Source organism: Mesorhizobium sp. BAC0120, from assembly GCF_033542235.1.
Taxonomy (GTDB): Bacteria; Pseudomonadota; Alphaproteobacteria; order Rhizobiales; family Rhizobiaceae; genus JAWRCU01.
This window is the reverse complement of sequence record NZ_JAWRCU010000011.1, coordinates 208,496-229,153: the sequence shown is the minus strand read 5'-3', so window position 1 is coordinate 229,153 and position 20,658 is coordinate 208,496. Positions and strand designations below refer to the sequence as shown.

The 20,658-nt window shown below is 64.6% G+C and carries 16 protein-coding genes and 1 pseudogene; 7 read left to right on the top strand and 10 right to left on the bottom strand.

The window, feature by feature from the left end:
* Positions 1 to 70: 70 nt before the first annotated feature.
* Positions 71 to 571 (top strand): MmcB family DNA repair protein, encoded by a 501-nt coding sequence (locus SAZ10_RS23395; RefSeq protein ID WP_318611792.1) that lies wholly within the window; start codon positions 71 to 73, stop codon positions 569 to 571.
* A gap of 51 nt (positions 572 to 622) precedes the next feature.
* On the opposite strand, the gene SAZ10_RS23390 is transcribed toward SAZ10_RS23395, so the two are convergent.
* Positions 623 to 772, bottom strand: coding sequence for a hypothetical protein (locus SAZ10_RS23390; protein WP_318611791.1), 150 nt, complete (start codon positions 770 to 772; stop codon positions 623 to 625).
* Here SAZ10_RS23390 and SAZ10_RS23385 point away from each other — a divergent pair.
* Positions 771 to 1,750 (top strand): annotated as a pseudogene (locus tag SAZ10_RS23385) (aldo/keto reductase). The gene SAZ10_RS23390 and the pseudogene SAZ10_RS23385 overlap by 2 nt on opposite strands.
* A gap of 6 nt (positions 1,751 to 1,756) precedes the next feature.
* Here the strand turns inward: SAZ10_RS23385 and SAZ10_RS23380 are convergent.
* The 3 genes from SAZ10_RS23380 to hrpB all read right to left on the bottom strand — a co-directional run bounded on the left by SAZ10_RS23380 (position 1,757) and on the right by hrpB (position 6,596).
* Positions 1,757 to 2,323: an ActR/PrrA/RegA family redox response regulator transcription factor gene (locus SAZ10_RS23380; protein WP_318611790.1), complete on the bottom strand. Its 567-nt coding sequence runs from the start codon at positions 2,321 to 2,323 to the stop codon at positions 1,757 to 1,759.
* 286 nt (positions 2,324 to 2,609) lie between these two features.
* Positions 2,610 to 3,935: an ActS/PrrB/RegB family redox-sensitive histidine kinase gene (locus SAZ10_RS23375; RefSeq protein WP_318611789.1), complete on the bottom strand. Its 1,326-nt coding sequence runs from the start codon at positions 3,933 to 3,935 to the stop codon at positions 2,610 to 2,612.
* 60 nt (positions 3,936 to 3,995) lie between these two features.
* A complete protein-coding gene (gene hrpB, locus SAZ10_RS23370) occupies positions 3,996 to 6,596 on the bottom strand; it encodes an ATP-dependent helicase HrpB (RefSeq protein ID WP_412535281.1) in 2,601 nt (866 codons plus the stop codon).
* Between the two features lie 167 nt (positions 6,597 to 6,763).
* Here hrpB and SAZ10_RS23365 point away from each other — a divergent pair, with 167 nt between their 5' ends.
* From SAZ10_RS23365 to SAZ10_RS23345, 5 genes are all read left to right on the top strand, one after another.
* Positions 6,764 to 7,855, top strand: coding sequence for an LLM class flavin-dependent oxidoreductase (locus SAZ10_RS23365; protein WP_318611788.1), 1,092 nt, complete (start codon positions 6,764 to 6,766; stop codon positions 7,853 to 7,855).
* A gap of 119 nt (positions 7,856 to 7,974) precedes the next feature.
* The gene (locus SAZ10_RS23360) at positions 7,975 to 8,379 is read left to right on the top strand and encodes a GFA family protein (protein WP_318611787.1); all 405 of its coding nucleotides are present in this window, start codon (positions 7,975 to 7,977) and stop codon (positions 8,377 to 8,379) included.
* 198 nt (positions 8,380 to 8,577) lie between these two features.
* On the top strand, positions 8,578 to 10,593 hold the full coding sequence (locus tag SAZ10_RS23355) for an acyltransferase family protein (RefSeq protein ID WP_318611786.1): 2,016 nt from the start codon (positions 8,578 to 8,580) through the stop codon (positions 10,591 to 10,593).
* Between the two features lie 227 nt (positions 10,594 to 10,820).
* Entirely contained in the window at positions 10,821 to 11,330 is a 510-nt protein-coding gene (locus SAZ10_RS23350; protein WP_318611785.1) for a hypothetical protein, read from the top strand.
* A gap of 474 nt (positions 11,331 to 11,804) precedes the next feature.
* Complete coding sequence (locus tag SAZ10_RS23345; protein WP_318611784.1) at positions 11,805 to 12,440, top strand: antifreeze protein; 636 nt, start codon at positions 11,805 to 11,807, stop codon at positions 12,438 to 12,440.
* Between the two features lie 357 nt (positions 12,441 to 12,797).
* Here SAZ10_RS23345 and SAZ10_RS23340 read toward each other — a convergent pair whose 3' ends face one another.
* The 6 genes from SAZ10_RS23340 to SAZ10_RS23315 form a co-directional block, all read right to left on the bottom strand.
* The gene (locus SAZ10_RS23340; protein WP_318611783.1) at positions 12,798 to 14,765 is read right to left on the bottom strand and encodes a 3-hydroxyacyl-CoA dehydrogenase NAD-binding domain-containing protein; all 1,968 of its coding nucleotides are present in this window, start codon (positions 14,763 to 14,765) and stop codon (positions 12,798 to 12,800) included.
* Positions 14,766 to 14,920: 155 nt separating this feature from the next.
* Positions 14,921 to 15,316, bottom strand: a complete 396-nt coding sequence (locus tag SAZ10_RS23335; RefSeq protein ID WP_318611782.1) for a RidA family protein — start codon at positions 15,314 to 15,316, stop codon at positions 14,921 to 14,923.
* A gap of 31 nt (positions 15,317 to 15,347) precedes the next feature.
* Positions 15,348 to 16,187, bottom strand: coding sequence for a tryptophan 2,3-dioxygenase (gene kynA, locus SAZ10_RS23330; RefSeq protein ID WP_318611781.1), 840 nt, complete (start codon positions 16,185 to 16,187; stop codon positions 15,348 to 15,350).
* A complete protein-coding gene (kynU, locus tag SAZ10_RS23325; protein WP_318611780.1) occupies positions 16,184 to 17,377 on the bottom strand; it encodes a kynureninase in 1,194 nt (397 codons plus the stop codon). Before kynU ends, kynA begins: the two co-directional genes overlap by 4 nt.
* A gap of 244 nt (positions 17,378 to 17,621) precedes the next feature.
* Positions 17,622 to 19,274 carry an AMP-binding protein gene (locus tag SAZ10_RS23320; RefSeq protein ID WP_318611779.1) on the bottom strand — a complete coding sequence of 551 codons (1,653 nt, stop codon included), beginning with the start codon at positions 19,272 to 19,274 and terminating at the stop codon, positions 17,622 to 17,624.
* Complete coding sequence (locus tag SAZ10_RS23315; protein WP_318611778.1) at positions 19,274 to 20,422, bottom strand: acyl-CoA dehydrogenase family protein; 1,149 nt, start codon at positions 20,420 to 20,422, stop codon at positions 19,274 to 19,276. The genes SAZ10_RS23320 and SAZ10_RS23315 overlap by 1 nt, the downstream gene beginning before the upstream one ends.
* Positions 20,423 to 20,658 lie beyond the last annotated feature (236 nt).

The window sequence follows — 20,658 nt, the reverse complement described above, 5'->3', positions numbered from 1 at the left end:
CGGCTGGCGGCCGGCGCCCCCTTTGCGGACAAGGCTTCAAGCGGCGGCTGAAAAATGGCAGATTTCGCGCATGCCCATCATCCAGGCTCTACCTTCCAATCCCTTGATCGACGGCCGGCAATCGGAGCGGGCCATGATCATCCGCCGCGGAGTGCAGCGACTGCTCTGCGAGATGGGAGCGCATGTCATCCCCGAGTTGTCGCTTGCAACCGGACGGCGCGCCGACCTCGTGGCGCTCACTCGCCAGGGCGACATATGGATCATCGAGATCAAATCCTCGATCGAGGATTTCCGCGTCGACCGCAAATGGCCCGATTACCGGCTGCATTCGGACCGCTTCTTCTTCGCCAGCCATCCCGAAGTTCCGGCCGAGATATTCCCGGAAGAATGCGGCTTCATTCTTTCCGACGGCTATGGCGCGGAGGTCCTGCGCGAAGCCCCCGAGCACCGCATGGCCGGGGCCACGCGCAGGGCGATGATGCTGCGCTTTGCCCGAGCCGGGGCAGCGCGCCTCCTTGCCGCAGAGTTGGCCGGCGTGCCGATTGCCGCGCTCGACGGCGAGAGCGACTGACACCAGGCGGAGATTCATGTGGACCGGTAGCGGACAATCGACCGGGCCGCGCTAGATACCGATCGCCCGCTGCTCCATGCGCGAGAGCGGCGTGTGTTCAAATTGGGTCGTCACGCCGCTCGATCTCTCTATTTCCGCATCGGATTTGTCGAAAGCCGCTGCACCGTTTTCGGCCCGATGCTCTAAAAAGGAGTCCTCCATGAAGTACACCAAGCTCGGCTCTACCGGCCTCGACATATCTCGCATCTGCCTCGGCTGCATGACGTTCGGGATTCCCGAGCGAGGCAGCCATGAATGGACCCTCGACGAGGAGCAGAGCCGGCCGATCATCCGGCAGGCGGTGGAAGCGGGCATCAACTTCTTCGATACCGCGAATGTCTATTCGGACGGCACCTCGGAAGAGATCGTCGGCCGTGCATTGGGCGAGTTCACGCGCCGCGAAGAGGTGGTGATCGCCACCAAGGTGTTCAACCGGATGCGGCCCGGGCCCAACGGCGCCGGCCTGTCGCGCAAGGCGATCATGACTGAGATCGATTCAAGCCTGAAGCGGCTCGGCACGGATTATGTCGACCTCTACCAGATCCATCGCTTCGACGGCACGACGCCGATCGAGGAGACGCTGGAGGCGCTGCACGACGTGGTGAAGGCGGGCAAGGCGCGCTATATCGGCGCCTCCTCCATGCATGCCTGGCAGTTCGCGAAGATGCTCTACACGGCCGAGGCGCATGGCTGGACGCGGTTCGTCACCATGCAGAACTATTCAATCTGCTCTACCGCGAGGAGGAGCGCGAGATGCTGCCGCTCTGCAGGGAGGAAGGGATCGGCGTGATCCCATGGAGCCCGCTGGCTCGCGGCCGGCTCACGCGCGACTGGAACGACACCACGCACCGTTCGGAAACCGACCAGTTCGGCAAGACGCTCTATGAGCGCACCGCGGAGTCGGACAAGAAGGTGGTCGAGTGCGTTGCGGGAATTGCTAAGCAGCGCGGCGTATCGCGCGCGCAAGTGGCGCTCGCCTGGGTGCTTGCCAAGGCGGAGATCTCGGCGCCGATCGTCGGCGCATCGAAGTCAGCCCATCTCGATGATGCGATCGCCGCGCTGGAGCTGGCGCTGGGCGCAGAAGAGATCGCGCTGCTCGAGGAACCCTACGTGCCGCATGCGGTGGTGGGCTTCAGTTGAGCTGAACTACCTCGGCGCGCGCTTCGCCAAAATGCGCTGCAGCGTGCGGCGGTGCATGTTGAGCCGGCGCGCCGTTTCCGAGACGTTGCGGTCGCACATCTCGTAAACACGTTGGATATGCTCCCAGCGCACGCGGTCGGCCGACATCGGGTTCTCCGGCGGCGCGACGCGTTGATTGTCCGTGCGGGTCAACGCGGCATAGATCTCGTCGGCATCGGCCGGCTTCGACAGGTAGTCGACCGCGCCGAGCTTCACGGCAGTGACAGCCGTCGCGATATTGCCGTAGCCGGTCAGGATGATCGCGCGCGAATCCGCCCGCTTTTCGCGTATCGCCTCGACGACGTCGAGGCCATTGCCGTCGCCGAGCCGCATGTCGATAACGGCATATGCCGGCGCACTCGCCCGCACCTTCTGCACGGCTTCCTCGACGCTCTCGGCCGTGTCGACGGCAAAGCCGCGGCTTTCCATGGCGCGGGCAAGACGCGTCAGGAAAGGCTTATCGTCCTCGACGATGAGAAGCGTCTTGTCGTCGCCGAGTTCCTTCGCCTCGCGGACTTCCGTCTCGTTGTTCATTGCCGGTTCCGGACCTTCTTTATTCCTGTATACGATCTTCAGCCGACATATATTCCCTCAGGGTCAGCTATCCAACCCTTAGAGCGGCTGACGCCCGGATGAATCCGGGCTGCCGCTCTATCTGTTTGTCTTTGCCGCATTTGTGCAACGCCAAGTGATTCCACTTGGCTGCAAATGCTCGAGAGCATCGGACCGAAAGCCGCGCAGCGGTTTTCGGATAAATCCGATGCGCTAACAAAGAGATCTAGCCGCGGAGCAATCCTTCTCGAGTCACGCCGCTGATCGCTCAGCTTGCCGCCTCTTCGGCTTGCGCTTCCGGCGCGGCAAATGCATCGCGCGACCAGGTGATCTCGACCACGGCACCCTCCCCCGCCTCGGAGGAATTGCGGAACTCGAGCGCAGCACCCGAGCGCTCGAGCAGCGTCTTGGCGATGAAGAGGCCGAGCCCAAGCCCGCCGCCTGGCTCCGTGCCCTGCCGCGTCGACATATAGGGCTCGCCGATGCGATCGATGATGTCCGGCAGAAATCCCGGTCCGTCGTCGGTGATGGTGATGCTGACGATTGCGTCGTTCCAGCGCCAGCGCACCCAGACATTGGCCTTGGCAAAATCGACGGCGTTCTCGACGAGGTTGCCGAGCCCGTAGATGACGCCGGGCTTGCGTTGGCCGACCGGCTCGCGCCCGCCCCGCTCCAAGGGCTCCAGCGTGATTTTGATGCCGAAATCGCGATGCGGCGCGATCACCTCCTCTATCATCGAAGTGAGCGGCAGCCGCATCAGCGGCGTATCCATTTCCGATGACAGGCTGTTCAGCCGCTTCAGGATCTCGCGGCAGCGCTCGCTTTGGCTGCGCAGCAGCGTCACGTCCTCTCGGTAGCGTGTATCGCTGCCCAGCGTGCGCTCCATCTCGCGGGCAACGAGCGCTATCGTTGCGAGAGGGGTGCCGAGCTCATGCGCGGCGGCAGCCGCCAGCCCGTCGATCGCCGACAGATGCTGCTCGCGCTGCAGCACGAGCTCGGTGGCATTGAGCGCATTGGCGAGCAGCCGCGCCTCCTCGGCAACGCGCCACGCATAGACACCCGTGAAGGCGATGCTGGAGACTACCGCCACCCACATGCCGGCCACATAGATGAAGGGCATGGCGAGCTCATTACCGGGGTACCAGGGCAGCGGCATGTGGAAGAACATCAGGAAAGTTGCCGCCGCCACGACGAAGCCGCCGATGATGGCCGTCAGCCTGATCGGCAGGGAGGTTGCGGAGATCACGACCGGCACCGTCATCAGCACCGAGAACGGGTTGGTCAGGCCGCCGGTCAGATAGAGAAGGCCGGCGAGTTGGATGGCATCGAACATCAATATGCCGAGCGCGGACAGCGGCCCCAACCGATGCGCGGCCGGGTAGCGCAGCGCAAGCACGACGTTCAACCAGGCGGAGGCCGCAATCAGCAGGAAGCACAGGCTGACCGGCAGCGGGAAGTTGAAGCCATAGCCGACGATCAGCACGGCAGCGCTCTGGCCGACGATCGCCAGCCAGCGCAGCCTGATCAGCGTGTTGAGCCTCAGGCGGTTGCTGGCCTGCTGGTCCGATGTGCGCGGCAGCTGCATGAGCTTCATATGCTTCTCTCCGGGCCTCTTCGCCAACGCCTATTTGTTGCGCGCTTCGCGCGGCTGGGCCTATTTGATGCGAGGCTTCGCGCGGCTCGTCGCCTGTGCGGCGAGGGGGTTGTCCGGCCAGACATGCTTCGGGTAACGGCCGCGCATTTCCGAGCGTACATCGGCCCATGAGCCGCGCCAGAAACCGGGCAGGTCCTGAGTCGTCTGGATCGGCCGGTGCGCAGGCGAGAGCAGCTCGAGCGTCAGCGGCACGGTGCCGTTGGCGATTGTGGGGTGACGATCCAGCCCGAACAGCTCCTGGACGCGGATCGCAAGCACCGGCCGCTCGCCGTCATAGCGGATCGGCACTCGGCTGCCGGAGGGCGCGTCGAAATGGGTCGGCGCGAGGCTGTCGATCCTGCGCTGCAAATCATGCGGCACGAGAGACATCAGCCCGAAGCGGATCGAGGCCGTATCGATGCGGGCGAGATTGGCCTCGCCCGACAGGAAAGGCAGCAGCCAATCTTCGAGAGAGGCCGTCAGCGCCTCGTCCGACATTTCGGGCCACGGCGCGCCCAGTCCGCGGCGCAGCCATTCGAGCCGGTGGCGGAGCGTCTCGCCCTCCTTGTCCCACGGAAGCAGCGACAGGCCGTGCTCGCGGAGTGCTTCGATCACGGCGCGGTCGGCCTCGGCACCGCGCGGGGCAGGCAGCAGGCGTTCAGCAAGCACCATGGCGCCAAGCCGCTCCGTCTCACGCACGCGCACCGCGCGCCGCTCGACGTCGAACAGCGTCTCGGTCTTCCGTTCGATGCGATCGGCGAGCGCCGCGCGGATTTCGCCTTCGGCGATGGCAGTGGCGGAGGTGATGCGGGCGTTCTGCGCCTTGCCCTGCAGGTCGGCGACGACGAGGAACCTTTCCCCTGCGAGCGGGTCGACGGCGTCGATCACCGCGCCGCGGCCGTTGGAGAGCACGAACCGGCCGCGCTCGCCGCGGGCCATGGCGACACGATCGGGCCAGGCGTGGATCAGGAGGGAGCCGGCGGAGAGCCCAGTGTTTTGAAGCTGGCGCTGCCCCTCACCCTTACCCTCTCCCCGTAAACGGGGAGAGGGGGGCATAGACGCTGGTGCCCCCCTCTCCCCGCTTGCGGGGAGAGGGTAAGGGTGAGGGGCGGCGCCTTGCGTTGCCGCATTGCGCGCAAGCCGCTCTGCCAAATCCCGCCCCGCATTGGCGCGCGGCGATTTCTCCTCCGCAAAACGCCAGAGCCGCCTTTCGAGGTCGACGCTGTCGCCGCCAAGGCCGCGCTCCGTGAGAAGCACCGCAAGCCGGGCAGCTTCCGCCGCATGGCCCGACTTCGCGGATACTGCCACCATATGCGCCAGCCTCACCGGCAGAGCGAGCCGACGCATCGCGTGGCCGTCCTCGGTGATGCGGCCTTCGCCATCGATCGCGCCAAGCGTCGTTAGCAGCGCTCGTGCTTCATTTAGTGCCGGGGCCGGCGGCGGGTCGAGGAAGGAGAGCGTGGCAGGTTCGGCTATGCCGAAGGCGGCACAGTCGAGCACCAGGCCGGAAAGGTCCGCCTCGAGGATTTCCGGCGGCGCGAAGGCCGGCAGCGCAGAAGTCTGCTCGGCGCGCCACAGCCTGATCGCGATGCCCGGCTGGGTTCGCCCGGCGCGGCCGGCACGCTGGTCGGCGGAAGCTCTGCTGACGCGCACCGTCTCCAGCCGCGTGATGCCGGTCGCCGGCTCATATTTCGGCAGCCGCGACAGCCCGCTGTCGACGACCACGCGCACGCCGTCGATGGTGATGGAGGTCTCGGCGATCGAGGTAGCGAGCACGATCTTGCGCCGGCCCGCCGGTGCCGGGCGGATCGCTGCATCCTGCGCCTTGCCGTCGAGATTGCCGTAGAGCGGCACGACATCGGCATTGGCAGCGACCCGACCCGCGAGCCGTTCGGCCGTCCGCTCGATCTCACGCTGGCCGGGCAAGAACGCGAGCAGGCTACCCTCCTCCGTCGCCAGCGCTTCGCGGATCGCGCTTGCGACAGCGTCCTCGACGGCCAAAGTGCCCGGCCGCTCTCGATAGCGCAGTTCGACCGGGAAGCTGCGGCCCTCGCTGTTCAGTACCGGCGCATCGCCGAGCAGACCGGCGACGCGCGCGCCGTCAAGAGTCGCCGACATGACGAGCAGCCTGAGGTCGGGCCGTAATCCACCTTGCACGTCAAGCGCGAGCGCCAGGCCGAAATCGCCGTCGAGCGAGCGCTCGTGGAACTCGTCGAACAGGATCGCTGAAATGCCGGAGAGTTCCGGGTCGTCGAGGATCATGCGGGAAAGAATGCCTTCGGTGACGACCAGAATGCGTGTGTTTTTCGACTGCCGGCTCTCCATGCGCATGGCGTAGCCGACCGTGCCGCCGACCTCCTCGCCTAGCAGGGAAGCCATGCGGCGCGCCGCTGCACGAGCGGCTAGCCTGCGCGGCTCAAGCAGCAAAATGCGGCCGCCCTGCGCCCAGGTTGCCTCCAGCAGCGCGAGCGGCACGACCGTTGTCTTGCCGGCGCCCGGCGGCGCGATCAGCACGGCGTTCGGCCTGGTCGCGAGCGCCAACAGCAGGTGAGGCAGGACCTCGCGCACAGGCAGGTCGGGCAGGCTGTTGCGCACAGAAATGTCGTCGGCCGTTTTCGTCAACTGCTCCGCCGCTCCTTTCGGCTGCGCAGCGGCATATCAGTGCCGGGAGGCAAGCCGCAACCGGCGGCGATGTCCGCCGGCCCTCCGTTTACGCAGCGTTGCTGCTATTTCATGCTTGAAATATTTCGGGGCGGTTTTAGCGTGCCGCCCAGGGAGGACATCCAGCGATGGCGAAACCGCATCCACTGAAGGGGCCGAACCAGCTGAAGCTCGGCGTCTTCTCGACCAATGCCGACGGCGGGCTCGCCATCACCGACGTGCCCGAGCGCTGGACGGCAAGCTGGCAGGACAATCTGACCGCCGCACAGATCGCCGACCGCGCCGGACTCGAGTTCTTCCTGCCGATCGCGCGCTGGAAGGGCTTCGGCGGCAAGAACAAGGTGCGCGAGTGGTCGTTCGAGACCTTCACCTGGGCGGCAGGGCTCGCAGCGGCGACCGAACAGATCGGCCTGTTCATGACCGTGCACGTGCCGCTCGTCCACCCGCTCTACGCAGCAAAGGCGCTTGCCACCGTCGACCACATCAGCAAGGGCCGTGCGGGGCTCAATATCGTCTGCGGCTGGAACCCGAAGGAATTCGGCATGTTCGGCACGCCGCTGGTCGAGAAGGGCTACGACCAGGCGACCGAGTGGCTGGACATTGTCGAAAGGCTCTATACGGCCGTCGAGCCCTTCGATCATGAAGGCACCTACTACCGCCTCAAGGAGGCCGTCAGCCGACCCGCAAGCGTGCAGGAGCCGCGCCCCGTGACCATGAATGCCGCATTCGGCGGACCCGGGCGGGACTTTGCGGCCGCCAAATGCGACTATCTCTTCACCACTTTTTCCGAAATAGCCGACGCGGGAAAGCATGTGGTCGACATCCGCGAGAGAGCAGAGAAGAACGGCCGCAGCGTGGGCGCCTATACGGTAGCACATGTCGTGTGCCGCGAGACGTCGGAGGAGGCCGAAGCCTATTACAGGCGCTATGCGGTAACCATGGCCGACCACGAAGCAGTCGATGCGCATATGGCCGGAAAGAAGGAATTCTCGCAATCGCACGACCGCCACGCGTATGACCGATACCGGCAGCGCTTCGCCGGCGGCGCGGGCACCTATCCTCTCGTCGGAACGCCCGAGACGATCGCCGCCGCGATGATCGGGATAGCCAACCAGGGCTATGAGGGAATTGCTCTCTCCTTCGTCAACTATACGCAGGAATTGCCATATTTCTGCGACCGCGTGCTGCCACTGCTCAAGGAGGCGGGCTACCGCGAGTAGCTCGGGGCGTGCCCGAGCAGGTGCAGCCGCCCCATGCCGCCGGTTCATTGATTGGCCTGGCGGCAGCATTTGAAAGTAAACGGGCCGTAACAGCACCTTCGAGTCAGGAGCGAGCGCCCATGACCACTCGCCGTGCATCGTGCAGCTGTGGAAGTCTACAGGTCGCTTGCGCTGGTGAACCTGCGAGAACTGCAATCTGCCACTGCCTCGAGTGCCAGCGCAGGACCGGAGCCGTGTTCGGCAACCAGGCGTTTTTCAAACGAGAGCAGATCATCTCGATCTCTGGCGCCACTACGCATTTCACTCGCCTTTCCGGCTCCGGCCGTTCCGTAACCTTCCGGTTCTGCCCGACCTGCGGCTCGACGGTGTATTGGGAGGCGGAGGCACTTCCCGGCATGATAGCTGTGGCTGTGGGATCATTTGCCGATCCGACCTTTGCGGCACCACAACACTCGGTTTGGGAGCGAAGACGGCATGTTTGGGTTGCGCCGTTTTGCGACACGGCCATGCAGCACTCGGACTGAGACGCGGCGGCGGGCGTGATCTGCTGACAAGGAGATGCGCGCGCTCGTGCGTTTCGGAGGCGAGTGACGCCACCCGCCAAGGCGCCACTCAGTTCAACTTGTGTTGCAGTGCATCAAAAAACGCTGGCCCTTACCCCGCACTCCCCTAGGTCGAACCAATGAAGGGGGGCTCCCTTCCGCCTGGAGTGAGCCGAATAGATGAGTGCAGTTACCGTCGCCGAGCCGAAGCAGTTTCGACCCGACATCGAAGGCTTGCGCGCTCTCGCCGTGCTCGGCGTAGTTGCCTTCCATCTGGGGATGACCAGCCTGCCCGGCGGTTTCGCCGGCGTCGACATCTTTTTCGTGATCTCAGGATATCTGATCACGCAGCTGCTGCAGCAGGAGATCGCCAGGCACGGAACGGTCGATCTCTGGCGCTTCTATGCGCGCCGCGCGCGGCGGCTGCTACCCGCTTCCATCCTCGTCATCGTGGCGACGCTTGCGGTCGGCTACTTCATCCTGGCACCCTCGGAGCAGCAGCTCTACTCGAAAGGGGCGCTGTTCGCTTCGACCTATGTCATCAATCTCTGGCTGATCCGCTGGTCGCTCGACTATTTCGCACAGGATGCCTCAAACAACCCATTCATCCATTTCTGGTCGCTGTCGGTTGAAGAACAGTTCTATTTCGCCTGGCCGGCGCTGCTTATCCTGTTTTCCCGGCTGAGGCTCGGCCGGCACGGCGTGTCGCTGGCGATGGCTGCGGTCGCTGTCGTCTCGTTTGCGGTTTGCGCCTGGCTGACCGAAGTCTCGCAGCCCTGGGCATTCTATTTCTCCCCGTTCCGCGCATGGGAATTTGCCGTCGGAGGCATAGCCTCGATGGCGATGTCCGGCGCCTGGGCGAAGCGTTTCCCTTATTCACCTGTCATGGGCTGGCTCGGGCTCGCGCTGATCGCCACGACCTATCTGACGATCACGGAAGAGATGCCCTTCCCTGGCTTCATCGCGCTCGCCCCGGTGGCCGGGACGGTCATGGTACTGTTGAGCGGTATGCATGAGGGCAAGTGGGGGCCGAGGGCGATCCTTGCACTTGGACCAATTCAATGGGTGGGGAAGCTCTCCTACTCGCTCTATCTCTGGCATTGGCCGGTCATTGTCTACGCGGCGATGCTCGTGCCTGATCTGACGGGTCTTCAGCGCCTGCTATGTCTCGCGCTCACCTTCGCGCTATCCTTTGCCAGCTACCATCTCGTCGAGAACCCCGTCCGCCGGAACATCTGGCTCGTCGCCAGCACCGCTCGCTCGCTCGGCCTGGCAACGCTGCTCACGGCGGGAGGCGCCGTCGTCGCCTATGCGAGCGTTGCGCTCGCAGGCCACAATCTCACGCCGCAGCTGAAGAAGATCGCGGAAACCGCGGAGCGCGACTCGACCGCCCGCCAGACCGACGCAGGCTGCGTGGCCGACCTGCTTACCGTCCAGCCGAAAGCCTGCGTGTTCGGCTCGCCATCCTCAAAAGAGACGATCGTCCTGTTCGGTGACTCCCATGCGGACCACTGGTCGACACCGCTGATCGAGATCGCAAAGAAGGAGAATTTCCGGCTCGTTACCTACATGAAATCATCCTGCCGGGCGACGCGGGTATCGACAAGGGACAACAAGCTGAAGCGTGAATATACCGAGTGCAACGACTGGCGGGAGCGTGCGCTCAAGGAAATCATCGCGATGAGGCCGCAGATGGTGATCCTCTCCCAGATTTCCATCAACCATCTCGATGAGGAGGTCGGCTCGCCGTCTGAGATCCCGGCTCGCAGGGCGGAGTGGGCGCGGGGCGTAAAATCGACGGTTCAGGAGCTGAGCGATGCCGGCATCCACGTCGTCTACCTTCGTGATGTCCCCACCCATACATCCTTTCTCGACAAATGCGTGGCCCGGGCGCTCTGGCAGAACAGAAATCCTTCAGTCTGCGACACCCCTCGGTCAATCGCGATCGACGAAGAGGACGCTGTGACGGAGAAGGCAATCGTCTCGAGCATCCGAAACGCGAGATTTGTCGACATGACGGGCTTCTTCTGTAGCGACACCCTCTGTCACGCCATGATCGACGGCAAGCTGACCATCCGAGACCGTCACCACATCGCGACACCCTATGCCGAAATACTGGCGAGCCCCCTGGAACGTGCGATTTTCGGAGGCACTTTCACTGCAGCTGCCAAGGATCGTTCCGCAAAAAGTGAATAGGCGTCAGGGCCAATTCGGGACGAGTCACTCCACCTGCGGTTGAAAATTCGCTTGACAGATTTGTTCTCTTTTCGTTCTATATCGAAAGGGGGGCCGGACATGGCTGGCAGATGACTGCAGCGCCGTCCACCCGGATCGATAGTAAGCCGATATCGGCATCGTCATCGCACTGCGTGACGGAGCTTTCGGCTGGGATACGTTTGAAACATCCAACTTGGGAGCCTTTCATGCCTGTTACCCGTCTTGCCCTGTTGGCCGGCCTTGCGCTGGCTTCCACACTCGCAATCGCGCCCGCGCATGCGCTGACGATGAAGGACTGCAGCGCAAAGTTCAGTGCCGCCAAGGAAGCCGGCACGCTCGGCGACATGAAATGGAACGATTTCCGAAAGACCCAGTGCGGCTCTGATGCCGATGCTGCCGCCGCCGATGCAGCCGCGCCCGACGAGAAGGCGGCGGCCTCCAACGCCAAAGCCGAGAGCACGACCGGTCAGATGGAGGCGACCTCTGCCGTCAATTTCAAGCAACCTGCCGCTGCGATGGTCGCGGTCCCGAGCGAAGTCAGCTTCCCCACCAGCGTCTCGTCGAAATATGCGGATGAGACGCCGGCCAAGGCGCGGATGCATACCTGCCTCGACGAGTACCACCTCAACAAGAACAACAAGACGCTCGGCGGCCTGAAATGGGTCCAGAAAGGGGGCGGCTATTACGGCCTCTGCAACACGAAGCTGAAGAGCTGATCTGGAAAGCGGCCGTGGGCCCATGGAGGATGGCCGTTTTCGTATAGAGCATCAGACCGAACCGAGTACCGGGTGAGTGAAAGTGCGGTCTGGCGCTTCAACTTGAACGCACGCCACTCACATCTGGCCGCCACGTCTCGAGGAGCAGGAAGGGAACGGTCCCTCATCCTGCTCCTTGCTTTTTGCCGCACGGATTGGAGAGTGCCGAGCGTCCTCTGCATCTACCCGGGCGCGGAACTGGCGACAGGCATGTCATTTCGCCCGCGAATTTCGCCGAGCCGCAACAACGCTAGATTTAGCTGTCGCTACTATGCAACGGAGGCTGCGTGAAGTAGCCTTGCCTTGCGCGAACTCTCGTTCACGCCCCGAGGCCATGGCCGAGGTGTATCACCGGCTGCGCGGAGCTGCGCAGGCCGGAGTGAACGGCGAGGGGGCCGGTCGAGCCTCAGGAACACCTGAGCAAGGAGCCTCCTCATGCCTATCACCCGTCTTGTACTGTTGGCCAGCCTGGCGCTGGCTTCCCCGCTCGCCATCGCACCCGCGCATGCGCTGACGATGAAGGAATGCAGCGCGAAATATAATGCCGCCAAAGAAGCAGGCACGCTCGGCAATATGAAGTGGAACGATTTCCGCAAGGCCCAGTGCGGCGCGGATGCCACCGCGGCCGCTGCCACGCCTAACCCGGCCAAGCCCGACACCAAAGCCAGCACCTCGACTGCGAAGCCGCAGACCGCGGCAGCTGGCCAGTCCAAGGGCCTGAACATGACCCAGTGCAGCGCGAAGTTCAAAGCTGCGCAGGAGGCAAATGCCACCACCCTCAAATGGAACGACTTCCGCAAGGCGGAGTGCGGCCCGGGCGCCGATCCGGAAGCGCTCACGTCCAACGACACGAAGGAGCCGCCCGCAGCCACCACCGCTGCACCGAAGGGCGTCTCGTTCCCGAGCAGCGTCTCAGCGAAATATGCGAGCGAGACACCGGCCAAGGCACGGATGCACACCTGCCTCGACCAGTATTACGCGAACAAGAACAACAACACGCTCGGCGGCCTGAAATGGATACAGAAGGGCGGCGGCTTTTACAGCCTCTGCAACGCCAAGCTGAAGGGCTGATGCCGAACGCGGCCGCGTCCTGACGCGGTGCGGCCGCTTCCATGCGAAATCTTCAGAGAACGCCTGGAACTAAATCGCTTAACAAATGTTAGGCTGGGAAGTAGAGCCGAGTGACCTTCATGGGCTTGGGCACTCGGCTCCGGAGGGCCCGCCGCACTCCCCGCGCCGGCGGGCTTTCTGTTTGGACGTCCTCCCGCCCGCCTTATGGAAGAGCGGGCAGATGTTCTTAGTATAGCAGCTTTACTTCGGGTTTGTCGAAAATCGAGAGCATCGGACCGAAAAGTGCGTAGCGCTTTTCGGCGATGCGCAAAGAAAGAGATAGAGCTGCGTGGCGATCCAACTTGAACGCACGCCGCTCTAAGCGACTTGACCTGTCGCGAACATCGGCCCGCCCTTATGCGCGGGAAAGCCGTAGCCATTGATCATCACCAGGTCGATGTCGCTGTCGCGTTCGGCGATATGCTCGGCGAGGATTGCCTTTCCCTCGGCAGCCATGGCGGCAAGGAGACGGGAAACGATCTCCTCGGCCGGGACGGCGCGAGGGACAACACCCTTGGCCGCGCGCGAAGCGTCGATCAAGGCAGTCACCTCAGGATCGACCGCGCGCTTGCCTCCGCTATAGACATACCAGCCGCGACCGGACTTCTGCCCGAAACGGCCGGCCTCACAGAGACGGTCGGCGATATCGACATAACGTTCCCCGGGATCGCGTGTCGCAGCTTGGCGCTTGCGGCGCGCCCAGGCGATCTGCAGCCCGGCGAGGTCAGAGACTGCGAAGGGGCCCATGGCGAAGCCGTAGGCCTCCATTGCCGCGTCGACCTCATGGGGAAGTGCGCCGTCTTCCACCAGGAACTCGGCCTCGCGGCGGTAGGCCGAGAAGACGCGGTTGCCGATGAAACCTTCGCAGACGGCGGAGACGACGGGCAGCTTGCCGAGCCGGCGCGCGAAAGCAAGGCCGGTTGCCAACACGTCGGGCTCCGTCTTCGCGCAGCGCACGACTTCGAGCAGCCGCATTATATTAGCCGGCGAAAAGAAGTGCAGGCCAAGCACTCGTTCCGGCCGCAACGTTGCAGCGGCAATCACGTCAGGGTCGAGATAGCTGGTGTTGGTCGCAAGGATCGCGCGGCGGCGCACGATGCCGTCAAGCTGCCTGAAAAGCTCCGTCTTCACGGCGGGGTCGTCGAACACGGCCTCTATGACGAGGTCGGCTTCGGCGAGCGCCGCCATGTCCGCGCCGATCGAAAGGCGCGCTAACCTCTCGGCACGCCCGGCCGCATCGAGCCTGCCAGACTGCATGGCGCGATCGAGAAGCCCACTGATCCGCTCCCGTCCCTTAGCCGCAGCTTCCGCCGTTTGCTCGACGGCTATGACGTGGTAGCCTGCCCCGAGCGCCGCGACCGTAATGCCGGAGCCCATCAGGCCGGTTCCGACCACACCGACGATCCGCACGGGCCGCGGCTCCACGCCTTCGACGCCGGGCACTTTGGCGGCTGCGCGTTCGGCGAAGAAGACATGGCGCAGGGCTTTCGCCTGTTCGGAATCGCGAAGCCTGAGGAACGTCGCGCGCTCGTCGGCCAGCCCTTCCGTGAGCGGCCGTTGCCCGGCGGAACGCACGAGGCGTACGGCCTCGACGGGCGCCTCCTGTCCGCGCGCCCTGGACAGCGCCTTGGCCGCCGCCTGCTCCACCGCCTCGGCCGATGCCGCGGACACGTCGAGCGCGCCGGTGCGGCGCAGCTTCCGGCCGGCAAGGTTGCGTGCCGCCGTGAGCGCTTCAGTCACGGGATCTCGTGCCACGACACGGTCAACGAAGCCGAGGGCGAGGGCCTCGTCAGCCGACACGATGCGACCAGTCGCGATCAGCTCGACGGAGGCAGCAGGCCCGACAAGGCGAGGCAGGCGCTGAGTGCCGCCCGCGCCCGGCACTATGCCGAGCTTCACTTCGGGAAGGCCGAGCTTCGCGTCGGCTGCTGCGATGCGATGGTGGCAGGCAAGCGCTATCTCGAGACCGCCGCCGAGAGCGGCGCCGTTGATCGCCGCCACGACCAGCTTGCCGCTCTCCTCGATGGAGGCCACCACTTCAGGCAAGGTGGGCTCGGCCATAGGGGCGCCGAATTCCCTGATGTCGGCTCCGCCGACGAAATTGCGGCCGGCGCCCGTGACAACCGCCGCTCGTACCGTCTCCGTCTCGCCGGCATGGCGGATGGCCGCGGCCAGGCCGGCGCGCATGTCGGCGGAGGCGGCGTTCACGGGCGGATTGTCGATCGTGACGATAAGAACGCCGTCGCGGAGCTCACCGGAGACGGTCTGGGAAAAAGTGATGCTCATCCGGCAGCCTACGATTCGCCTCTTCTCTACGAGGCGTCTTCTAGGGCACTAAATTTGTTTACGCATCGGATTTGTCCGAAAACCGTTGGGCACTTTTAGCTGACGCGGTCCTTTGGTTCGGTCCTATGCGCGAGGCGCGACAGATGAAGCGTCGTTCACTCCGGCACGACGGCCGTCGCCTGGATCTCCACCTTTGCGCGGTCCTCGACCAGCGCCACCACCTGAACCGCGGCCATGGCAGGGAAATGCCGACCGATCACCTCCCGGTAGGCCTCGCCGATCCCTCTCAAATTCGCGAGATACTCGGCCTTGTCCGTGAAATACCACGTCATGGAGGTGAGGTGCTCGGGCCCGGCGCCCGCCTCGGCGAGCACGGCCACGATGTTCTGCAGCGTCTGGCGCACCTGGCCGACCAAGTCATCGGTCTCGAATCGGCATTGTCCGGTCCATCCGACCTGCCCGGCCACGAAGATCTGCCGCCCCCGCGCGGCAATGCCATTGGCGTAGCCAACCGGTTTCGCCCAGCCTTCCGGCTGCAGTATGCTATGCATTTCGACTCCCCAAAACAGTTTTATCCATCGTCTAGAGTTGGGTCCGCACGTTCCAAAGCTCGGGAAAAAGCACGACTTCCAGCATCTTGCGCAGGTAGGCGACGCCCGCCGTGCCGCCGGTGCCGCGCTTCAGCCCGATAATGCGCTCGACCGTGGTGACATGATTGAAGCGCCAACGGCGGAAATAATCCTCGAAATCGACAAGCTTCTCCGCGAGCTCGTAGAGCATCCAGTGCTTTCCGGGCGCCGCGTAGACTGTCTTCCATGCCGCGAGCACTTTCGCATTCTCGGCGCGCGGCTCGCGCCAGATGGTGCGCTCGGCATCCGCGCCGATGTCGAAACCGCTGCGCGCCAGATGAAGCAGCGCCTCGTCATAGAGGCTGGGTTCGGCAAGTATCTCCTCGAGCGCTGCCATCACGTCCTTGCGATGGGTGTGCGGCCCGAGCATCGCGAGATTGCGGTTGCCGGCGAGGAACTCGATCGCCCGATACTGCCAGGACTGGAAGCCCGAGGACTGGCCGAGCTCCCCGCGGAATTCCGTGTATTCGCTGGGTGTCATCGTCCTCAGCACGTCCCAGGCATTGTTGAGCTGCTCGAAGATGCGGGCGACGCGGGTCAGCATCTTGAAAGCGGGCTCGAGGTCATCGTTGCGGATCGCGCGCATCGCCGAGCGGATCTCGTGGATTGCGAGCTTCATCCACAGCTCGGACGTCTGGTGCTGGATGATAAACAGGAGCTCGTCATGGGCGTCGGAGAGCGGTTGCTGGGCATCGAGCACCCGATCGAGCCTGAGATAGTCGCTGTAGGACATGCGGTCCTTGAAGGACATCTCGGCGCCGTCCCGCGCAGGGTCGTAAGGCTTGCCGCTCATGTGACCGCCGCCTTCTCGTGGTATTCCGGCCGATCCCACAGTCGGTTCGCCATGATGTCGGCCAGGGTGTCCACGGCTTTCAGCACGTCGGCCTCGCCGAGGTAGAGCGGCGTGAAGCCGAAGCGGATCGAATCCGGCGCGCGGAAGTCGCCGATGACGCCGCGGGCGATGAGTGCCTGCATGATGGCGTAGCCCTGCTCGTGCCGGAACGAGACCTGGCTGCCGCGCCTGGTGCCGCTGCGTGGCGAAGCAAGCGTCAGTTCCGGGCAACGTCCTTCGACCTCACGGATGAAGAGATCGCCAAGCCCGATCGAGGCCGCGCGGATATCGTCCATAGACACGCCGTCCCAGACGTCAAGCGCGGCCTCGAGCGCCGTCAGCGCGATAACAGGCGGGGTGCCGCAGCGCATGCGCTCGATACCGAAGCCCGGCCGGTAATCGAGATCGAAAGCGAAGGGGGCCTCGTGCCCCATCCAGCCGGACAAAGCAGGCCGGGCCCGATCGGCATATTTCGGGGCGACATAGATGAAGGCTGGCGCGCCGGGGCCGCCATTCAAATATTTGTATGTGCAGCCGACCGCGAAGTCGGCCTGCGCGTCCGTGACGTCGACCGGAAGCGCGCCGGCCGAATGGGCGAGATCCCAGACGGTGAGCACGCCATGCTCGTGCGCTTTCTCCGTAAGCGCTTTCATATCGTGCAGGCGGCCGGTGCGATAATCGACCTCGGTCAGCATCAGCACGGCGATCGTATCGTCGATCGCCTCCTCGATCTCTTCCGGCTCGACGATGTCGAGCACGTAGCCGCCGTCGAGCAGCTCTGTCAGCCCTTGGGCCATATAGAGATCGGAAGGAAAATTGCCGCTGTCGGAGAGGATCACGCGGCGGCGCGGATTGAGCTCGAGGGCGGCTGCGAGCGCCTGGTAGACCTTGATGGACAGCGTATCGCCCATGACGACGGTGCCTTCGGGCGCGCCGATCAGCTTGCCGATCCGGTCACCGACCCGGCGCGGCTGCACGAACCAGCCAGCCGAATTCCAACCCTTGATGAGCTGGCCGCCCCATTCGTCCTGCATCATGCGGGCGACGCGCTCCTTCGCCGCCTTCGGCAGCGGGCCGAGCGAGTTGCCATCCATGTAGATGACCCCGTCGGGGATGTGGAAGAGAGCGCGGGTGGCGGCGAAGTCGGTCATGAATAGGTGTGCTCCCGTCCCACTGAAACGTTGGCGGGACAGCGCCCCCCTCTGTCCTGCCGGACATCTCCCCCACAAGGGGGGAGATTGGTTGTCATTGTTGGTTTCGCCAACCTGCAACGCTGGCGATTGGCGAAAGCAAAGCGGCCGTCCAATCTCCCCTCTTGCGGGGGAGATGTCCGGCAGGACAGAGGGGGGCGCTGTCCCGCCAGCCTTGATGGCTTTCGATACGCGGAGGCAATCATCATCCCCCCTCCCGCAGCCTGAAGCGCTGGATCTTGCCGGTCAGCGTCTTGGGCAGCGCCTCGGTGAACTTCACCGAGCGCGGATATTTGTAAGGCGCGATCGTTGCCTTGACGTGGTCCTGCAGCAGCTTCGCTGTCAGCGCATCGGGCGCCACGCCCTCGACCAGCACGACATGCGCCTCGACGATCTGGCCGCGCTCCTCGTCGGCCACGCCGATCACGGCGCATTCCCTGACATGCGCGTGCGCAAGAAGCGCGGCCTCCACCTCCGGCCCGGCGATGTTGTAGCCGGAGGAGATGATCATGTCGTCCGAGCGAGCGGCGAAGTGGAAATAGCCGGCTTCGTCCTGCACGAAGGAATCGCCGGTGAGGTTCCAGCCGTTGCGGACGTAGTTCTTTTGGCGATCGTCGGCCATGTAGCGGCAGCCGGTCGGGCCGCGCACTGCGAGCCGGCCGACCGCGCCGCGCGGCAGCTCGTTCATATCCTCGTCGACTATTTTTCCCTCGTAGCCGGTGACCGGCTTGCCCGTCGCGGCGGGCGCCATGTCGTCCAGCCGGTTCGAGATGAAGATGTGCAGCATCTCGGTCGAGCCGATGCCGTCGAGGATAGGCTTGCCGGTCTTCTTCACCCATTCCTCGAACACCGGCGCCGGCAGCGTCTCGCCGGCCGAGACTGCGATGCGGAGCGACGAAAGGTCGGCGCCCTTGTCGAGCGCAGCGAGCATGGCGCGGTAGGCGGTGGGCGCCGTGAAGCTGATCGTGGCCCGGTATTTCTCGATGATCTCGATCATGTTCGGCGGCGAGGCATTTTCGAGCAGCGTCGCGGCCGCGCCGAAGCGCAACGGGAAGATCGCCAGCCCACCGAGGCCGAAGGTGAAGGCAAGCGGCGGCGAGCCGACGAAGACGTCGTCGGGCGTGACCCCCAGCACCTCCTTCGCGTAGCCGTCCGCGATGATCAGAAGGTCACGGTGGAAATGCATAGTGGCCTTCGGCACGCCGGTTGTGCCGGAGGTGAAGGCGAGCAGCGCGACGTCGTCGCGGCCGGTCCGGACGGCATCGAATTGCACCGGCTTGTCGAGCGCAACGCGGTCGAGCTCGGCATCATGGTTGGCTGTGCCGTCGAAGCCGACCACCTGCTTGAGGAACCGACTTTCCTTGGCGCATCCGACGAGTTCGTCCTTGATGCGGGTGTCGCAAAGCGCCAGCGAAATCTCGGCCTTGTCGACGATCTGGGTGAGCTCGCCCGCACGCAGCATCGGCATGGTGTTGACCACCACCGCACCAGCCTTGGTGGCGGCAAGCCAGCAAGCGACCATGGCCGGGTTGTTGGCCGAGCGGATCAGCACGCGATTGCCTGGCTTGACGCCATAATTTTCGGTCAGCGCGTGGGCCAGCCGGTTCGTCCAGTCCGAGAGCTCCTTATAGGTGCGCCGGCGGCCATTGCCGATCAGGGCCGTATGGTCGCCGAAGCCTTTCTCGACCATTCGGTCGGTCAATTCGACGCCGGCATTGAGGTGCTCGGGATAATCGAAGCCGTCGAGCAGGAAATCCGGCCGTTCGCCAGGCGGTGGAAGGTTGTCGCGCGTGAAGGTGTCGATGTGGGCGGTGGGGCCGAGGGTCGTTAGATCGCTCCCATTCATCATCGCACTCATCAGCTTCCTCCCATGACCTGCCGCGCGATCACCACCTTCTGAACGTCCGAGGCGCCCTCGTAGATGCGCAGCGCGCGGATTTCGCGGTAAAGGCTCTCGATGATGTGGCCGCGCCGAACGCCGTCACCGCCGTGAAGCTGGACGGCCCTGTCGATCACCTCCTGGGCGCGGTCGGTGGCGAAGAGCTTGGCCATCGCTGCCTCGCGGGTGACGCGGGGCGCGCCCATGTCCTTCGTCCAGGCGGCGCGGTAGACCAGCAGCGCCATTGCATCGACGTCGAGCGCCATCTCGGCAATGTGGCCCTGCACCATCTGCAGCTCGGCCATGGGCGCCCCGAAAAGCCGCCGCTCCGCGGCACGTTTCACGCTCTCGTCGAGCGCGCGCCGGGCGAAGCCAAGGGCTGCCGCACCAACCGTCGAACGGAACACGTCGAGCACGGACATCGCGATCTTGAAGCCCTCGCCGGGCTTGCCGATCATCGCCGAGACCGGCACGGGGACCTCGTCGAAGGAGAGACGGGCAAGCGGATGCGGCGCGATCACCTCGAGCCGTTCGGCCACCGCAAGGCCCTTCGCGTCGGCCGGCACGAGGAACGCAGAGATGCCCCTTGCGCCAGGCGCCTCGCCGGTGCGGGCAAAGACGATGTAGAAGTCAGCGATGCCGCCATTGGAGATCCAGGTCTTCTCGCCGGTGAGGACATAGCTGTCGCCGTCGCGCGTGGCTGCCATGTCCATGTTTGCCACATCGGAACCGGAGCGCGGCTCGGAGAGAGCGAAGGCGGCGATCGCCTCACCCTTGCGCGTCCTCTGCAGCCATTGCCGCTGCTCGGATGTGCCATAGAGGCTGATCGCGCCTGTGCCGAGCCCCTGCATGGCGAAGGCAAAATCGGCCAGACCGTCATGGCGGGCAAGCGTCTCGCGGGTGAGGCAAAGGGTACGAACGTCGAGCGGCTTCGGGTCGGCCGGGTCGAGCGCGGTGGGCATCAGCCAGCCGCCGCGGCCGAGCCTTGCGACGAGTTCTCGGCACGCGGCGTCGACATCGTGGTGGGCGACCGGCAGGTTCTCTTGGCACCAGGCCTCCAGGCGGTCGGCCCATTCGCGGTGCCGGTCGTCGAAAAAGGGCCAGGTGAGGAAGGTGCGGTCAGGCATGGCTTGCGCGTCCCCGTGTCGATGTCGCCGCCCTACGTTGCCCCCCTCTGTCCTGCCGGACATCTCCCCCACAAGGGGGGAGATTGGACGGCCGCTTTGGTTTCGCTAGTCGCCAGATTCGGAGATTGGCGAAATCCTCGATGACAGCCAATCTCCCCCCCTGTGGGGGAGATGTCCGGCAGGACAGAGGGGGGTACTGTCCCGCCAATCCAACCATCTGGAGCGCCGCTCCCACC

Coding starts and splice junctions, on each gene's coding strand:
- SAZ10_RS23395 (WP_318611792.1), top strand. CDS start 71: ATGCCCATCATCCAGGCTCTACCTTCCAATCCCTTGATCGACGGCCGG.
- SAZ10_RS23390 (WP_318611791.1), bottom strand. CDS start 772: ATGGAGGACTCCTTTTTAGAGCATCGGGCCGAAAACGGTGCAGCGGCT.
- SAZ10_RS23380 (WP_318611790.1), bottom strand. CDS start 2,323: ATGAACAACGAGACGGAAGTCCGCGAGGCGAAGGAACTCGGCGACGAC.
- SAZ10_RS23375 (WP_318611789.1), bottom strand. CDS start 3,935: ATGAAGCTCATGCAGCTGCCGCGCACATCGGACCAGCAGGCCAGCAAC.
- SAZ10_RS23365 (WP_318611788.1), top strand. CDS start 6,764: ATGGCGAAACCGCATCCACTGAAGGGGCCGAACCAGCTGAAGCTCGGC.
- SAZ10_RS23360 (WP_318611787.1), top strand. CDS start 7,975: ATGACCACTCGCCGTGCATCGTGCAGCTGTGGAAGTCTACAGGTCGCT.
- SAZ10_RS23355 (WP_318611786.1), top strand. CDS start 8,578: ATGAGTGCAGTTACCGTCGCCGAGCCGAAGCAGTTTCGACCCGACATC.
- SAZ10_RS23350 (WP_318611785.1), top strand. CDS start 10,821: ATGCCTGTTACCCGTCTTGCCCTGTTGGCCGGCCTTGCGCTGGCTTCC.
- SAZ10_RS23345 (WP_318611784.1), top strand. CDS start 11,805: ATGCCTATCACCCGTCTTGTACTGTTGGCCAGCCTGGCGCTGGCTTCC.
- SAZ10_RS23340 (WP_318611783.1), bottom strand. CDS start 14,765: ATGAGCATCACTTTTTCCCAGACCGTCTCCGGTGAGCTCCGCGACGGC.
- SAZ10_RS23335 (WP_318611782.1), bottom strand. CDS start 15,316: ATGCATAGCATACTGCAGCCGGAAGGCTGGGCGAAACCGGTTGGCTAC.
- kynA (WP_318611781.1), bottom strand. CDS start 16,187: ATGAGCGGCAAGCCTTACGACCCTGCGCGGGACGGCGCCGAGATGTCC.
- kynU (WP_318611780.1), bottom strand. CDS start 17,377: ATGACCGACTTCGCCGCCACCCGCGCTCTCTTCCACATCCCCGACGGG.
- SAZ10_RS23320 (WP_318611779.1), bottom strand. CDS start 19,274: ATGAGTGCGATGATGAATGGGAGCGATCTAACGACCCTCGGCCCCACC.
- SAZ10_RS23315 (WP_318611778.1), bottom strand. CDS start 20,422: ATGCCTGACCGCACCTTCCTCACCTGGCCCTTTTTCGACGACCGGCAC.